Source organism: Streptomyces sp. NBC_00273, from assembly GCF_036178145.1.
In the GTDB taxonomy this organism is placed as follows: domain Bacteria; phylum Actinomycetota; class Actinomycetes; order Streptomycetales; family Streptomycetaceae; genus Streptomyces.
In genome coordinates, this window is record NZ_CP108067.1 from 9870278 (window position 1) to 9885602 (window position 15325).

The window sequence follows — 15325 nt, forward strand, 5'->3', positions numbered from 1 at the left end:
CCATGACCATACGTACGACCACCACGCGGCCTGTCGGCTTCCCGGCGGGACCGGGGCTCACCCAGGCCGAAGCCGAGCGCCGCCTGGCCCGGTACGGCAGGAACGAAGTCGCACCCCCACGGTCCACGCCGCTGCACCGACGGGTGCTGGCCCAACTCCGCGACCCGTTGATCATGGTGCTCCTCGGGGCCATGGTGCTGACCATGGCGATCGGGGACCACCCGGACGCCGTCGTCATCGGCCTGGTGGTCGTCTTCAACACGACCGTGGGAGTGGCGCAGGAAGTCCGGGCGGACCGCGCTGTCGCCGCGCTCTCCGCCCTCTCCGCCCCGCACGCGAGAGTGCTGCGCGACGGCACCCCGCACGAGGTTCCGGCGGCACTGGTGGTGCCGGGTGACGTCCTGCTGCTGGGGGAGGGGGACATCGTCGCCGCAGACGCCGACCTGACCGAGGCATCCGCACTCCTGGTGGACGAATCCATGCTCACGGGCGAATCCGAGCCGGTGGACAAGACGGCGGACGACACGGTCAGCGCAGGCACCGTCGTCGTCCGTGGCCGAGGGTCCGCTACCGCGACCGCCACGGGGCCGGCGAGTGCCCTCGGGCGCATCGCGGCTCTCCTCGACACGGGCCGGGACCTCACCCCGCTCCAGCGTCGCCTCGCCTCACTGGGCCGGATCCTGGCGGCCGTCACCATCGCCCTGTGCGTGCTGTTCTTCGCCCTGGGCCTGGTGCGTGGCCTCCCGTGGAGCACGATGGCCGTGACCTCCATCAGCCTGGCTGTCGCCGCAGTGCCGGAGTCCCTCCCCGCCGTGGTCACACTCGCCCTCGCGCTCGGAGCGCGCCGGATGGCAGCCCGCAACGCCCTGGTCCGCCGTCTGCCGGCCGTGGAAACCCTTGGCTCCGTGAGCATCCTGGCCACGGACAAGACGGGCACCCTCACCGAGGGGCGCATGGTGGTCCAGCACCTGTGGACGCCCTCCGGCACCGCAGATGTGACCGGCAGCGGCTACGAGCCGCTGGGAAGCCTGACCCGAGAAGGGCAGCCCCTGGCGGCAGACCAGCTCCGGCCACTGCAGGAACTGCTCACGACGGCGGCCCTGTGCAACGACGCCGGCCTGCGGCCCCCCGGAAAGGGCTCGGACACGTGGACGGCTGTGGGCGATCCGATGGAGGCCGCGCTGCTGGCGGCAGCCGCGAGAGCGGGTTGCCCGGACCAGGCCGCCCTGCACCGGGACTGTCCCCGGTTCGCGGAAGCTCCCTTCGACAGCCTCCGCAAGCGTATGACCACACTGCACCATCTTCCGGACGGAAACGTCCTGGTATGCCTCAAGGGCGCGCCAGAGGCGGTACTGACCGCCGAGGTGCTTGCCGCACCGCAGGAGCTTCTGGACGGGGCCCACCGTCAGGCCGCTCTTCTGGCCGCGCAAGGCTTTCGGGTCCTGGCCGTGGCAGGAACCGAGCGGCTCGTGTGGGACCGGCCGGCTCCCGAGGCCGAGCACGGACTGAGCCTCCTGGGCCTCGTCGCCATCAGTGACCCGCCCAAAGCGTCGGCCGCCACGACCCTGGAAGCATGCCGCGCGGCGGGCATCACCCCCGTCCTGATCACCGGCGACCATCCGGCGACGGCTCAAGCCATCGCCGTGCGTACCGGCCTCGTCGAGGACGGATCCGCCAGTGAGGTCCTCACCGGGCCGGAACTGGCCGCGGCCCCGGACACCGACCTGACCCGGATCCGTGTCTTCGCCCGGACCGACCCGCAGCAGAAGCTGGACATCGTCCGCGCATGGCGCGCCCGGGGCGCTGTAACGGCCATGACCGGGGACGGCGTCAACGACGGCCCCGCCCTCCACCAGGCCGACATCGGTGTGGCCATGGGCGCCCGCGGAACCGAGGTCGCCCGCCAGGCGGCGGACCTCGTGCTCACCGACGACGAGCTGTCCACCGTGGTGAAGGCCGTAGAGGAAGGCCGCCGCGTCTACGACAACATCCGGCGCTTCCTCGTCTACGCCATGGCGGGCGGAGCCGCTGAGATACTGGTGATGCTGGCAGGCCCGGTGCTCGGCCTGGCGTTGCCCCTGCGGGCAGGACAGATCCTGTGGATCAACCTCCTCACCCACGGGCTGACGGGCGTGGCCATGGGCGCCGAACCCGTCACTCCGCAGGCCATGCGACGCCCACCGCGCCCGCCCGGACAGCACATCCTGGCCGCGGGCGTGTGGCAACGCCTCCTGGTACTCGCCGCAGTTGTGACGACCTTGAGCCTGGCCGCCGGCATCGTCGCACGTGCTATGGACCTGCCCTGGCAGAGCGTGCTCTTCCTGGCCCTGCTGGCGGCCCAGCTCGGAGTGGCCCTGGGCCTGCGCGCCCGACTGCTCATCAGGCAGAACCTCTTCCTCCCCGCCTCCGTAGCGGTCTCCGCGCTCCTGGCGACAGCCGCTCTGTACGTGCCCGCACTCCAGTCCCTGCTCGACACCGAGCCCGTGGGCTGGTCCGGTACGGGGCTCGCCGCCGCGGCCGGTCTCGGAGCGTTCATCGCCGCCCGGATCCTCCGGGGAGCGTTCCACAGAAAGGCATGATCATGAAGACGTACGTACCGGGAACCGGCGTGAACGCCGAGGTGGGCGACCAGATCGTCGTGGGCGGCCCCACCGCCGGAAGGCCAGGTCGCGACGGCGAAGTCATCGCCCTGCACCATGAAGATGGCACCCCGCCCTACCACGTACGCTGGTCCGACACGGGTCGTACCACAGTGATCCAGCGGTCCCGGCCAGGGCCTGCTGCCCTTCCATGACCCGGACGTCGTCGAGGACGACGAGGGCGAGATCTGAGATCCGGCGGGGGCTGCCGGCCGGGCCGCGGCCGGCGGTCACCCGTCCTGGGAGAGGCAGCGTTCGAGCGGGGTGCGGTGGTGGGGGTGATGAGCAGGTCTCCGAGCCAGATGGTCAGCGCTCGGGCGCGGACGTGGATGGCGCGGCGGGCGTCCGGGCCGGGGTCGGTGAGGAGCATGGGGAACATGCGAACTCACCAGTCTCACACCCGGTGACCGGCAATGGCGTCGGCCTTCCCGAAGGCGGCCGACGCAGCGGTCTGCGGAATCTCGCGGAACGGGCCGAAAGGCTCGGTGGAAGCATGAAGATCAGCCCACCGCCTACCGGCGGGTCGGGGACCCGTGTTGAGTGGTGACGCTGAGTTTGCCGACGGCGTGACAACCACCGGCAGGTGGGAGGCCGACCCTTGTGGGCGCGGGTCAGAGGAAACTGCCGCTGCCGTAGGGCGCGTACAGGTCGAGCAGGCGGATCCGAGCGGCTTGTAGCCGGTGGGCGAGGACCTGCCCGACCCAATGGCCCAGGGCCGAGCCGAACGCGGTATCGGAATCCATCAGGGAGCGGACCTCCACCGCGTCGAACTCGTAGGCACGGACCGGTGTCATCGCCTCGGCGCCGAGGCGCCACATGTAGGGCTTGAACAGCCACGAGCAGCCGACCAGCTCCCCGGCCCCGAGGGTCTCGATGACAGCCGCGCGTCGACCGGGAACGTGCACGTCCAGGGTCACGGTGCCCGACCGGACGATCCAGAACCGGTCCGCACGACCCCCCTCGTGGAAGAGGCGGGTCCCCTCGTCGAGGTTGACCTCGCGGGCGAACTCCATCAAGCGCGAACGGCAGTCGGCCGGCAGCGCGGCATTGATGCGGATGGGAGAAGGAGTGCTCATGAACGGCCTCCTGATTCGGGTCCATATCCAGTTTTGGCGAGTGGGTCTGCCCGGGGTATGGGTCCTGTGGGCCCAGGCAGGGACCGAACGGCCTATGCCTGGGCGCGTCGGGAACGGGGACGCTGGAGAGCACACCGCGACCCCGCCCCGGTCCCATGGACGGAGGGTGCCAACGATGGAGAACCGCCCGGTCGGCAGCGCCGCCGTCGCTCCTGCCGGCCCTACGCTCCGGAGACGAACGGAAGAGATCGGCACCGAGGAAGCGCTCCGGCTGCTCGGAACCGTCGGACTGGGCCGCATCGTGTTCACCCGCCATGCTCTGCCTGCCGTGCGCCCGGTTAACCATCTCCTTGACGACGGCGACATCATCGTCCGCGTTCAGGACGGCTCGACACTGGCGGCCCTGCTCACGGCCCCGGACAGTCCGGACGTCGTCGTGGCCTACGAGGCCGACGCCATCGACCCTGACACCCGTCTGGGCTGGAGCGTGGTGGCCACCGGCTATGCCAGCGCCGTCACCGACCCGACCGAGCTGAACCGCTATGCGCAGCGCCTCAAGTCCTGGGCTGACGCACCGTCATCAGATGCCGTTCGGATCAGACCGGGCGTGGTCACCGGCTTCACGCTCCGGGCAGTCAATTCGTAGCTGCCCCGATCAGGATCCGCGAGAAGCGGGCGGGCTCTTTCCTTGCTTTCGTGCGCGCGGGCCGATCTCGTCCCGGGGGCCGGGGGGCTCCTCGAGGACGCTCCAGGCGACCGGGCCGAGCAGGTCCGCCACCCTGCGGAAGACGTCCATGAGCAGGTCGTCCACGGTCAGCATGCCCACGACTCGCCGCCCGTCCAGGACAGGCAGGCGCCGGACGCCGCTGTTGCGGAACGTCTGGTACGCCGCGTGGATGTCCTGGGCGGCATCGACGGTGACAGCCGGAGCGGTCATGACCGCTCCCACAGGATCATCGCGGTCGAACTCTCCGGCCACGGCGCGCACTGCGATGTCACGGTCGGTGACAATGCCGCGCAATACTGTTCCCTCCGTCACGACCAAGCAGCCGACGCCGTGGAGGTCCATGCATCGGGCCGCCTCCCCGATCGTCGTGGTGGCGTTGACGGACACGGCGGGGGCGGACATGTACGCGGACACGTTCATCGTCCGGCTCCTTCCCACTGGATCCATGTGGTTGACCGTAGGACGGGGTGCCGGAGTCGGCGAGGGCCGAGCGGACCCCCGTTGTGGGACCGCATGGCCCTGTGCTGCTCCGCCCCGGCGGCAGACCATGACATGAGGACAGACCGACCTGTTCCGAGGTGATCTGACATGGCCTCCACAACATGGACCACCCCAGGGGTGTTCACCGGCTCCGGCGGGGTGCTCACCGCCGAAGCGGGATCCCTCACCGGGGAACTGACGGTCCGCACCACCTGGGACGCAGGGCAGGCACATGTTGCCGTCCAGTACGCGGGCGCGTCGAAGTGGTGCACGCTGGTCGGCAGTCCTGTGCCCTGCCCGTCCTCCGAGGAGGCTCACTCGGTACAACAGTGCGCGGTGGAGGCCGTGCGCACCAGGGGACCTGTCCCCTTCGCGCCGTGGCCGCTCACCCCCGCGGTTCACCGTGGAAAGGACGAGGTGCCGGCTCACGCCGCCGGATGAGCGCACGTCGATGAGCCGGCTTGACCGCGCATGCCTGGCCAGGGCCGGCCATGGACCGTGGGGAGATTCCACGGCAGGCTCCTGTCGGTCCTGGATGCATGATCTTGAGCGTCGCGCAGGCGCGGCCTGCATTTGCCTGGGGTCGGACTGCCTGCGGGGACCTGAACGCGAACGACGGCCCTTGCCGCCGGGCACGGTAGGCAGGGCCGTCACACGGATCCGGCCCCAGATGGCGGGGCCGGGACACGCGTCGGTACCTCCGACGCGAACCCGCGGCCGCCGGTCACATCCGCTGGGCCGTTCAGGTGTGCAGGCGGCTGTTGATGCCGTCGTGGCCGTCGGCGCCCTCTTCGTCGAACCAGTAGTCACCGGCGGCCAGGTAGCGGAAGGAGTGCTCACTGCCTTCGGGCAGGGCAACGGTCACGGCCCGGGTGCCGTCACGGCGCGGCGCCAGCGTATGGGCGCCGGGCTGCCAGTCGTTGAAGTCGCCGACCACGCTGACCGGGCCGGGCGGGGAATCGGCGGGCAGGACGAAAGTGACCTCGGTGCGGTTCTTGCGCGGCTTTCGCTCCAGCATGGAAGGAACTCCTCACAGCGGGGATAAGGGGCCGCATTCATCCTCGGGGCCCGCCCAGCCCTGCGCCTCTCGACGCGTGCCGCTCCTTTGCGGGCATCACCCGTCCGCCACGATCTGCCATTGAAATGATGCGATCGGTGACAGTGCGTGTGAGCGTGGACGGGAGGAAATCCCAAGCATTGAGGAGCCGCAGGGTCATGGGCGGAATGCACGACAAGCGCCGGAAACCCGGCCTGGGGCGCGAGTAGACGGAAGCCATGCGCCGCCCCGGCCGGGACCCGGTCCATCCTGGGACCGCCCAGTCCTCCCGGAGGAAGCGCGGTGAGGACCCGGAACGCGAGCACCGCCGCGAGGAAGAGCAGCTCCGAGACAAGCGCGACCTGCCGGAGGAACACTTCTGAGCCACGCTGGACCCCACGCACGCAGGGCTCGGCCGGGAGGTAGCCACCCGGCCGAGCTCTGTCATGTCCGGCGCCGGAATGCGACACCGAAACGAAATGGCCGAGAAGACGGCAGCCCGGGGCTCAGCGCTCGCCGGCTGCCGCGCACGTCGGCTGGTGAGGTGGCTCGGGGTGCGGGTCACGTGCTGCGCTGGTCGTGGGTGTCCTGGCGGAGCTGGTCGGTGTGGCGGGTGAGGGCGTCGAGGCGTTCGGCGAGGGCGGCGTCCTCGGGTCTCAGATGGGGCCGGGTGTCGGTCAGGGGGCGAACGAGGCGGGCGGCGTCGCCGTCGGCGAGGGCCAGGTTCAGGTCTCCGATGGCAGTCTCGGCGCCGCCCGGAAGGCTGGTGAGTGCGGTGATCTGGCCGGCGAGGCGGCGAAGGTCGGCCGCGTTGTCGCGGGCCCAGGCGTTCACGCTGCGCTCTGCCGCGCGGGTGTCGCGGGTGGCCTGGACGCGTTCCTCGCCGGTGCTGCCGTCCCTGCCGGGCCGCAGGCGCAGGTAGCGCCGTTCGGCGGCCTGTCGGCCGGCGACGCCGAGGGGGCAGGCGAGGTCGGCCCAGCTGGCCCCCCGGCCGCGGGCGGTTTCGATCAGGCCGCTCTCCCAGCCGGAGAGCTGCTCGCGAATCTCGCGCAGCATCAGCAGCGCGGCCAGGGCCGGGTGTGGGCCCGAGTCCGGCTCGGACGCTGCCGTCGTAGTCCTCGGTGATCCCGCGTTTGATCCCTGCGCGTCCTTGAGGGCCCGGTCGATGGCCTCCAGCGCCGCGGCCGCGGCGAGGAAGGGAACCGGTGCCGGCGGCTCGACGGCCTCGTTCATGGCACTCTGCGTCGCATGTCATCCTCCAGATGACTCCTTGCATGTCATCGTTCCGATGACATGCTACAACGAGACCACGTTGAAGCGCATGGGCAGTTCCTGCCTGAACCAACTGGAGGTGTTTCGCGATGCTGATGCGCACCGACCCGTTCCGCGAGATGGACCGGATCTTCCAGCAGCTGTCCGGTACGACCGGGACCTGGTCCAAGCCGACCGTGATGCCGATGGACGCCTACCGCGAGGGCGACGCGTACGTGATCGCCTTCGACCTCCCCGGCGTGAGCACCGAGGCGATCGACATCGACGTCGAGCGGAACATGCTGACCGTGAAGGCCGAGCGCAGGCCCGCGGCGAGCGGTGACAGCGTGCAGATGGAGCTTTCAGAGCGGCCCCTGGGTGTCTTCTCCCGCCAGGTCATGCTGGCCGACACCCTCGACACCGAGCACATCGAAGCCGACTACGACGCGGGTGTCCTGACCCTGCGCATCCCGATCGCCGAGCGCGCCAAGCCGCGGAAGATCGCCATCGGCGGCGAGTCCGGCCGCAAGCAGATCTCCGGCTGAACCGCCGTACCGCGGAGGACGGGAACCCCTCCCTCCGGTACCCGTCCTCCGCACACACACGCTCCCTTGGAGGTGACGTGATGCCGATGCGCCAGGAGGCGTTCCTCGACCACGTCCAGGAAGGCGGCGAGTACCAGACCCGGGAAGAGGCGGAACGCACGGCCCGCGTCGTCATGGCCCTGCTCGGTGCCCACTTGGTGGGCAACGTGCGGGCCGAACTCGCCGCACGCCTCCCCGAGACGTACGCTCTGATCCTGCTCAACCCCCTGCAGGCCGCGGAACCACTTTCCCCCGAACGCTTCGTCCGCGCGACTGCGGCCTGGATCGAAGGCGCCACCGAGAAGACGGCCCTGTGGGACATCGGCGCGGTCCTCTCCACCGTGGCTGCAGCGGCGGGAGACGCCCTCCTGCACGAGGTTCTGCTGCAGCTCCCGCCCGGCTACGACCTCCTCTTCGGCCACCGGCCCACCTGATCCCCGACACCGCCCGCCCGAATGGCGGGCCCTTCACGAGAAAGCCGCTGCACCATGTACGACCAGCCTCGACCGAACCCGTCCGCCGTGGCCATGACGTTCGACCAGATGCTGGAACGCGTGCGCTACGAAGGCGCCTACCCCACCCGGGAACGCGCCGAGGAAGCCGTCCGTACCGTCCTGGTCGCCCTCGGTCGGCAGGTCACCGGCAATGAACGCGTCGACCTTGCCCAGGCCCTGCCCGCCGAGGCCGCCCTCGCCCTGACCGCTCAGATTCCCGACACCGAGCACCTCACCGGCTGGGGTTTCGTCAAAGACATGGCCGCACGATCCGGTGCCACCCCCGCCATCGCCCGCTGGGACACGGGAGCCGTACTCGCCGTCGTCGCCCGCCTCGCCGGGCCCGACCTCCTCACCCGCATCCTCCAGCAGCTTCCCGGCGGCTACGCCCTCCTCTTCGGCCAGGCAGAACTGTGCCAGCCCCAGCACGCCGCCTGACCCGGCCTCCGAGCTCCCCGGGACCGGCTTGCGGACGGTTTCGGGGCAGCGGGACTATCGACGCGGCCGCGCCGGGCCGTATGCGTCAGGCGTGCACCGAACCAGCCGATCAGGGCGAGGTGAGACGACATGGACTTCCGCATGCCGATCAGGCGCTACGGGCCGATCGTGCACCTCACCCCCGCCGGTGAGCTCGACCTCGACACCCGGTCTGCTCTCGACGAGACGCAGGCCGCCCTCGACGACGGTGTCGTGATGGTGGCCTGCGACATGCGGAGCCTGAGGTTCATCGACGTCACCGGCTTGCGCGGCCTCCTCGAATTCGTCCGCCGTCTCGACGGACGCGGCATCGCGTTCTTCGCCGACAACTGGCAGCCACAGCCCCGCCGCCTCCTGGACCTGCTCGACAGCCTGTACCCGCCCGCCGACATCAACGGAAACCCGCGCTGTGCACCCACCAGCATCCTGCGCCGTGGCCTGCAGGCATGCGCCTCAGCCCGTCGCACCGCGGGGGCGCGGGTACGGGTCGGTGAAAGCACGGCAGGCCGGAACCCTGCCGCATCACGGCCTCAGACCGGAAGTTCAGCAGCCCGTGATTGAGAGCGCACCCGGCCCGGCGTTCGGGTTACAGCCGCAGCCGTGCTCTGCCGGGTGTCGCACACCAGGCCCCGTACATCCAGCACCGACGTGCTGCGCTCTTTGCCCGTCGTGTGGTGCTCAACGGGGTGTGCCATGCCCGGTTCGCCTCCCGGATGGGTTCGGCTCCGCCCGTAGAGCGGCCTGCGCTCCTGGTGAGGGAGCCGCGACGGCTGCTGCGACGCCGGGGGCCGATGGGCTCCGCTGCGGTTGGCTCTGCACCGGCAGGGGGAGATTCGGCGACTGCGGTGGTGGCCTCGCTGGTCTCGGTCCGCGACGAGGGGGGCGTGTTGTCAACCGGTGGGCGCCGCTTCGGGCGGACACTTCTCGCATGCCCGAGGAGCAGACGACGTCCATCCCTCCTGAACCGTTGTTGCAGGTGATCGTCAACCTAGCCCGGTTCCATCGCGAACACGAGCAGTTCTACGCACAGGCTCCGCTGCGGCAGGCGGGCGAGCTTCAGGCGCGGTCCCGGGCGCTGAAGTCGCTGGCGGACAGATGGAGTGTGACCGACGTCGGTGAGTCGGCACGGAATCCGTTCGCAGGTGCGGAGGATCTGAATGCCCCCGGACTTGTCGCGGAGTCGGGGATCCTCTTCATGGAAGGGGCGGACGAGCCCGTCGAGCTTCAGCGGCTGAAGCGGGATGTCAGGGAAATCGCGGAAGACAGTGAGCAGACCGGAATCTGGCTGGCGCACGCGATGGAGCAGGCATGGGAGGCCGTCGGCCTCTTGGCTGCCTATCCAGTGCTTGCCGATCTGCTCGGGGAGCGGCACCGCATCGTCGCCAACGACTGGCAGTCGGCGGGGTTGCTGGCGCTGGTTGCCCATCTGCTGCGCCGCTCCATTGACTTGTTGGATCGGGTCAAGTTCTCTCCCGCGGCGCTGCGAGCTGACCTGGGGTCCCAGCGGAACGCCCCTGCATACCTCTTCTCGGCGTCCGAGCTGCTCGACCGGGCGGCGGACCTCCTCGCGGAATCGGCAACGCTTGTGCGCGACAATGAGCGGCGGTGGCGTGTGTTCGGCGCTCGCGTCCGCCGGCTGCCGTCCGACTGAAGCGGCTACGTCGACTCCGTCGTGCAGCGCATCCGCTCATCTCGTAGAGACGGCAGACGATGCGCAGGCCGACATGCGACCAGGTGGCAGGTGGTGACAACCGCAGGCCGACGTGCGGTCGACCCGTTGGGCGGACTCTTGGAGCACGGCCCCGTATGCGACCTCCGCCGGAGTCCGGGCCATGCGCTGCGCCCGGCGGAGGCCCGCGTGACACCCGAGCCGTGGCGCAGAACGGCACGGGTGTCTTCCGGGTGCCGGTCAGGCGAGGGTGAGGATGAGCTTTCGAGTTTTTCCTCGGTCATGGGGGCGCTGGGTTTCGTCGGCGTTGTTCATGCGCTGGCGCATGCCGCCGGCAACGCATTAGTACCCCTGGGGGGATTTTCGGCGCTGTCCCGGGGAGGCTCCCTGCTCGCTGCGCGTCGGCCTGGGCCAGGGCACAGACTGGTGGGGTGGGTGCCATGGATGCGATTGAGCTCAGGGGACTGACCAAGCGATACGGGGCCGTGGTCGGGGTGGAGGAACTCACGCTCGGCATCGGTCGGGGCGAGGTGTTCGGCTTCCTCGGGCCCAACGGGGCGGGCAAGACCACCACGCTCAGGTGCCTGACGGGTTTGCTGCGCCCAACCGCCGGACACGTCCGGGTGCTGGGGATGGACCCGCTCGCCGATCACCGCCGGGTGGCTCGGGAACTCGGCTATCTCCCGGGTGAGCTGCGGCTGTACCCGGAGCTCACCGGGGCGCAGACCCTCGACCTCCTGTGTTCACTCCAAGGCCGGCCCTGCACGAGGCGAGCTGAGCTGTGCGAGCGGCTGGGGCTGACGCCCGCGGTCCTGCGGCGCACGGTGGGCGGGTACTCGCGCGGCATGAAGCAGAAACTGGGCCTGGTGCAGGCGCTGCAGCACGATCCCCAGCTGGTGGTCCTGGACGAGCCGACCGAGGGGCTGGATCCTCTGGTCCAGGAAACGTTCTTCGACTTGATGGAGCAGGCAGCGGCCGACGGCCGCACGGTGCTGTTGTCCAGCCACGTGCTGCCGGAGGTGCAGCGGGCCTGCGGACGCGTGGCGATCGTCCGGGAAGGGCGCCTGGTAACCGTGGAGAGCGTGGCCGCCCTCCGGGAGGCGCGGGCGCGGCGGATTCGTCTGGCCTTCGCTGACGGGAAGGGGATGCGCCCTTTGGGGCGCGCGGAACAGTGGGCGCCCCGCTGGGAGGGCGACCGGGTGGAGCTCCTCGTACCCCCGAGCGAGGTGGTGGAAGCACTGCGTGAGCTGCTGGCCTTGGGGGTGGCCGACGTCATCGTGGAGGAGGCGGGTCTGGACGAGGCGTTCCTGGATCTGTACCGCAACGGCAAGGCGGAGGAGGCCGCGCCGTGAAGACGCGGTGGCCCCTGCTGTGGCTGGCACTGCACCGGCGTCGGCGGATGCTGGTGGCCCTCATGGTGGGGATGGTCGCCTTCGAGGCCCTGATCGTGGTGGTGGCGAACACGATCGCGCCCGGGCAGCTCTTCTCTGCGGGCGGGAAGGGCCCTCCGTCGGCGTACCGTGCGTTCAGCGGCTCGGGCGGAGACGTATCGATCGCCAGCTATCCAGGGCTCCTCGGGGCCGGATTGGTGCATCCCTTCTGGATCGCCATGCAGCTGACCGCTATAGGGGCGCTGGCCGCGGCCGCGGTGGCGGCCGACGTGGAATCCGGGACGATCGAGCTCATCGTGGTGCGCCCCGTGAGCCGCAACCGGCTCCTCGCCGAGCGGACCGCCGCCGTGGTGATCGCCGCCCTCGCCCTCAACGCCGCAGCGACGCTGACGGTGGCGGCAGGCGTCTGGTTGTCCCCGGACATCCACCGGGACGTGCCGCTGAGCGGTGTCTTCGCGGCGGGGCTGATGGGGTGCGGCTTCGGGCTGTGCCTGGCCGGACCGGCCCTGGCCGTGTCGGCCTGGGGGAGCCGACGCGCGCAGGTGATCGGTGCGACGATCGCCATCGGGGCGGTCGGCTTCGCGGTGAACTTCATCGCGCTGGCCTGGTCGAAGGCGGCGCCCCTGCGGTTCATCAGCCCCTTCCACTACTACACACCGGGTGACGCACTGGCACAGGGACATGTGCTGTGGCCGCAGCTGGGAGTTCTGGTCGGGGTCGGAGTCGTGGGGCTCGTTCTCGGCCACGCGTTGCTGATGAAGCGGGACCTGGCCCCGTAAGGCTGACATGGCGCTTACGCCGAGGCGGGGCCTTCGAGCCGGCAGTGCACGCCGACCACACCTTCGACGGCCCGGGCGAGGCGCGTGGCCACGGGGATGAGGTGGGGGTCGCGGGTCCTTCCCGACAGGGTGACGATCCCGTGCGTGACGTCGACCGTGATGTCACGGTGCGAGAGGGGGAAGAGACGGTCGACGACCTCGCGGCGGACCTCGGCGGCCAGGTCGTCGTCGGCGCGGAGGAAGACCTTCAGGAGGTCGGCGCGGCTGACGATGCCGAGGAGGGTGCCGTCGGCGTCGACGACTGGAAGCCGTTTGATGTGGCGGTCGGCCATCAGGCGGGCGGCCTGGGGGAGCGTGGCGTCGGGGCGGATCGTGACGGCGGGTGTGGTCATCAACTGCTCGGCGCGGACCGATCCGGCCTTCGCGGTGTCGCCGAGGCGGCGCATCTGCTCGATGAGGCTCGGTCCGTGTTCGTGGAACTCCTCCTTGGTGAGGAGGTCGGCTTCGGAGACGACGCCGACGACATGGCCTTCGCCTTCGATGACCGGGACCGCGGTGACCTTCCAGCGCTCCATCGCGGTGGCGATCTCCTTGAATTCGGCGGCGGCGGTGACGGTGACGACGGTCTTCGTCATGACGTCGTTGACGGTGTACGGGGTGGAGGTCATGGCTGGTCCTCAGCGGGCGTAGGCGAGCGGCATGTCGCTGTGGTGGGGCGCGAACAGGTCGAGGATCCGGGTACGGGCCGAGTCGAGGCGACGGGCGATGACTGCGGCGACAGCGGTCGATATGCAACGGCCCACGGCGGCGTTCTCGTCGCAGAGCTTCCGTACGGCCTCGGCGTCGAATTCGAGCGCCCGAACGGGGTGGGTGGTGACGGCGCCGAGGTGCCAGGAGTAGGGCGGGACCATCCATGACCAGCCGAGGAGCTCTCCTGAACCGAGGGTGTCGACGACGGCGGCCTTGTGGCCGGGGACGTGCAGGTCGAGGTCGACGGTGCCGTTCTCGATGATCCAGAAGCGGTCGGCCCGCTGCCGTTCCTTGAAGATGCGGGTTCCGGCGGGGATGTCCACGCGGTGGGCGTGGGCGAGCAGAGCCTGGCGTGCTTCGGGTTCCATCTCGTCGAGGAGAGTGGTCATGGCGGTCATGGTGTGCCTCCAACCGTTCCCCTTCAGGGTCGTGCCGGTCTCTTGGGGTGCGGGAGGGCCTCGCGGTGCATACCGCAGGGCCCATACGGCCCGGGTCAGCGGACCAGGACGGCCTCGCCGGATTTGGGTACGACGGCCGTCCATCCCAGCTCGTGGTCGATGCGGTCTCGGAGGGTCTCGGCGGCGGTCTCCTCGCCATGGACGAGGTAGGTGGTGTGTGGGGGCGGGGCGTCGCGCAGCCAGTCGATGATCTGGTCGGCGTCCGCGTGGGCGGAGAAGTGGGGTACGTCGGCCACCTCGGCGCGTACGGGAACGTACTCGCCGAACATCTTGAGGGTGCGGACTCCGTCGACGAGGTCACGCGCCCGAGTGCCGGCCGCGGCGAAGCCGACGATCACGACGGCGTTGCGGGGGTCGGGCAGCAGCCGGTGCAGGTGGTGCAGGACCCGGCCTCCGGTGGCCATGCCGGCGGAGGAGACGATGACCGCGGGGCCTGTGGTGCTGTTGATGTCGATGGACTCCTGGACGGTACGGGCGGCCAGGAAGGGCTCCGGGCTGAACACCGCCTCGCCCTGGGCCAGGATCTCGGGCCGCAGTTCGGGAGCGCGGGACCGCAGGGCGTCGCGGTACACGTCCAAGGCGGCCAGGGCCATGGGGCTGTCCACGTAGACGGGCACGTGGCGGGGCAGCGTGCCGTCGCCGCGCAGCTCGGCCAGCTCGTGCAGGACGACCTCGGTTCGGTCGATCGCGAATGCCGGGATGACGACGGTTCCTCCTCGCGACAGCGTTCGGGTGATCACGGCAGCGAACTCGCGCCGTGCCGTCTCGTGGTCGTGGCGGCGGTCGCCGTAGGTGGACTCCATCAGCAGCACGTCGGCGCCGGTGAACGGCTCCGGGGGCAGCAGCAGGGGGTGCCCGGGACGACCAAGGTCGCCACTGACGGCCAGGGTGTGGCCGTCCTCCAGCGTGAGGTGGGCCCAGGCTGAGCCGAGGATGTGTCCGCCGTGGTGCAGCGTCAGCTTCGTTCCGGCCATGATCTCGATCTCGCTGCCGACCTCGACCGGGTCGAAGAACTTCAACGTGTTCTCGACGTCCGAGTCGTCGTAGAGCGGCTTGGCGGGGCGGTGCTTGGACCAGCCGTGACTGTTGGCGTGCTCGGCGGCCTCCATCTGGAGGCGGGCACTGTCGCGGAGCACGATCTCGGCGAGGCGGGCCGTACCGGGGGTGCAGAGGATCGGACCACGGAAGCCGTGCCGGACCAGGCGCGGCAGATAGCCGCAGTGGTCCAGGTGAGCATGGGTCACGACCACGGCGCGGAGGTCGGAGGCGTCGAAGCCGGGCTTGTCCCAGTTGCGACGGCGCAGGTCCGCGAAACCCTGGAAGAGCCCGCAGTCGACCAGGATGCGGGCGTGGTCGCTCTCGACGAGGAACTTGCTGCCGGTGACCGTGCGTACCGCACCGAGCAACCGGAGGAGTGCAGGTCTGGGCGAGGCGGTAGCGGGGCGCGGGGCTGTCTCGGACATGACCCGCCCTCCCTTCGGTAAGGGGATCCGGTTCTCACCATTGCACCGTGT

At 70.2% G+C, this 15325-nt stretch carries 18 protein-coding genes; 11 read left to right on the top strand and 7 right to left on the bottom strand.

Translation table 11 applies throughout. From position 1 onward, the window contains the following. Nucleotides 1-2 precede the first annotated feature (2 nt). The gene (locus tag OG386_RS44700) at nt 3-2579 is read left to right on the top strand and encodes a cation-translocating P-type ATPase (protein ID WP_328792981.1); all 2577 of its coding nucleotides are present in this window, start codon (nt 3-5) and stop codon (nt 2577-2579) included. Nucleotides 2580-2581: 2 nt separating this feature from the next. Next, complete coding sequence (locus tag OG386_RS44705) at nt 2582-2794, top strand: DUF1918 domain-containing protein (protein ID WP_328792982.1); 213 nt, start codon at nt 2582-2584, stop codon at nt 2792-2794. A gap of 456 nt (nt 2795-3250) precedes the next feature. On the opposite strand, the gene OG386_RS44710 is transcribed toward OG386_RS44705, so the two are convergent. Beyond that, nucleotides 3251-3715: a Crp/Fnr family transcriptional regulator gene (locus OG386_RS44710; protein ID WP_326747023.1), complete on the bottom strand. Its 465-nt coding sequence runs from the start codon at nt 3713-3715 to the stop codon at nt 3251-3253. Between the two features lie 175 nt (nt 3716-3890). Between OG386_RS44710 and OG386_RS44715 the strand changes: the two genes are divergently transcribed. Beyond that, a complete protein-coding gene (locus OG386_RS44715; protein WP_326747022.1) occupies nt 3891-4361 on the top strand; it encodes a pyridoxamine 5'-phosphate oxidase family protein in 471 nt (156 codons plus the stop codon). 9 nt (nt 4362-4370) lie between these two features. On the opposite strand, the gene OG386_RS44720 is transcribed toward OG386_RS44715, so the two are convergent. Further along, a complete protein-coding gene (locus OG386_RS44720) occupies nt 4371-4862 on the bottom strand; it encodes a CBS domain-containing protein (protein WP_326747021.1) in 492 nt (163 codons plus the stop codon). 168 nt (nt 4863-5030) lie between these two features. Here OG386_RS44720 and OG386_RS44725 point away from each other — a divergent pair, with 168 nt between their 5' ends. Then, nucleotides 5031-5363, top strand: coding sequence for a hypothetical protein (locus OG386_RS44725; protein ID WP_326747020.1), 333 nt, complete (start codon nt 5031-5033; stop codon nt 5361-5363). Between the two features lie 301 nt (nt 5364-5664). On the opposite strand, the gene OG386_RS44730 is transcribed toward OG386_RS44725, so the two are convergent. Then, the gene (locus tag OG386_RS44730; protein ID WP_326747019.1) at nt 5665-5940 is read right to left on the bottom strand and encodes an isoamylase early set domain-containing protein; all 276 of its coding nucleotides are present in this window, start codon (nt 5938-5940) and stop codon (nt 5665-5667) included. Nucleotides 5941-6519: 579 nt separating this feature from the next. Beyond that, nucleotides 6520-7191 (bottom strand): HSP18 transcriptional regulator, encoded by a 672-nt coding sequence (locus tag OG386_RS44735; RefSeq protein ID WP_326747018.1) that lies wholly within the window; start codon nt 7189-7191, stop codon nt 6520-6522. Between the two features lie 128 nt (nt 7192-7319). Between OG386_RS44735 and OG386_RS44740 the strand changes: the two genes are divergently transcribed. The 7 genes from OG386_RS44740 (at nt 7320) to OG386_RS44770 (ending at nt 12603) form a co-directional block, all read left to right on the top strand. Beyond that, a complete protein-coding gene (locus OG386_RS44740) occupies nt 7320-7754 on the top strand; it encodes an Hsp20/alpha crystallin family protein (RefSeq protein WP_328792983.1) in 435 nt (144 codons plus the stop codon). 80 nt (nt 7755-7834) lie between these two features. Continuing rightward, the gene (locus OG386_RS44745) at nt 7835-8227 is read left to right on the top strand and encodes a DUF2267 domain-containing protein (RefSeq protein WP_326747016.1); all 393 of its coding nucleotides are present in this window, start codon (nt 7835-7837) and stop codon (nt 8225-8227) included. Between the two features lie 54 nt (nt 8228-8281). After that, entirely contained in the window at nt 8282-8725 is a 444-nt protein-coding gene (locus OG386_RS44750; protein WP_328792984.1) for a DUF2267 domain-containing protein, read from the top strand. Between the two features lie 129 nt (nt 8726-8854). Further along, the gene (locus OG386_RS44755; RefSeq protein WP_328792985.1) at nt 8855-9325 is read left to right on the top strand and encodes an STAS domain-containing protein; all 471 of its coding nucleotides are present in this window, start codon (nt 8855-8857) and stop codon (nt 9323-9325) included. A 367-nt stretch (nt 9326-9692) separates the two neighbouring features. Beyond that, a complete protein-coding gene (locus tag OG386_RS44760; RefSeq protein WP_328792986.1) occupies nt 9693-10415 on the top strand; it encodes a hypothetical protein in 723 nt (240 codons plus the stop codon). Between the two features lie 458 nt (nt 10416-10873). Then, complete coding sequence (locus OG386_RS44765) at nt 10874-11785, top strand: ABC transporter ATP-binding protein (protein WP_328792987.1); 912 nt, start codon at nt 10874-10876, stop codon at nt 11783-11785. Next, nucleotides 11782-12603 (top strand): ABC transporter permease subunit, encoded by an 822-nt coding sequence (locus OG386_RS44770; protein WP_328792988.1) that lies wholly within the window; start codon nt 11782-11784, stop codon nt 12601-12603. The genes OG386_RS44765 and OG386_RS44770 overlap by 4 nt, the downstream gene beginning before the upstream one ends. 14 nt (nt 12604-12617) lie before the next feature. Here OG386_RS44770 and OG386_RS44775 read toward each other — a convergent pair whose 3' ends face one another. From OG386_RS44775 to OG386_RS44785, 3 genes are all read right to left on the bottom strand, one after another. Continuing rightward, nucleotides 12618-13271, bottom strand: coding sequence for a CBS domain-containing protein (locus tag OG386_RS44775; protein ID WP_053613062.1), 654 nt, complete (start codon nt 13269-13271; stop codon nt 12618-12620). 9 nt (nt 13272-13280) lie between these two features. Then, nucleotides 13281-13742 carry a Crp/Fnr family transcriptional regulator gene (locus OG386_RS44780; RefSeq protein WP_202203272.1) on the bottom strand — a complete coding sequence of 154 codons (462 nt, stop codon included), beginning with the start codon at nt 13740-13742 and terminating at the stop codon, nt 13281-13283. Nucleotides 13743-13846: 104 nt separating this feature from the next. Further along, entirely contained in the window at nt 13847-15274 is a 1428-nt protein-coding gene (locus OG386_RS44785; protein WP_328792989.1) for an MBL fold metallo-hydrolase, read from the bottom strand. Nucleotides 15275-15325 lie beyond the last annotated feature (51 nt).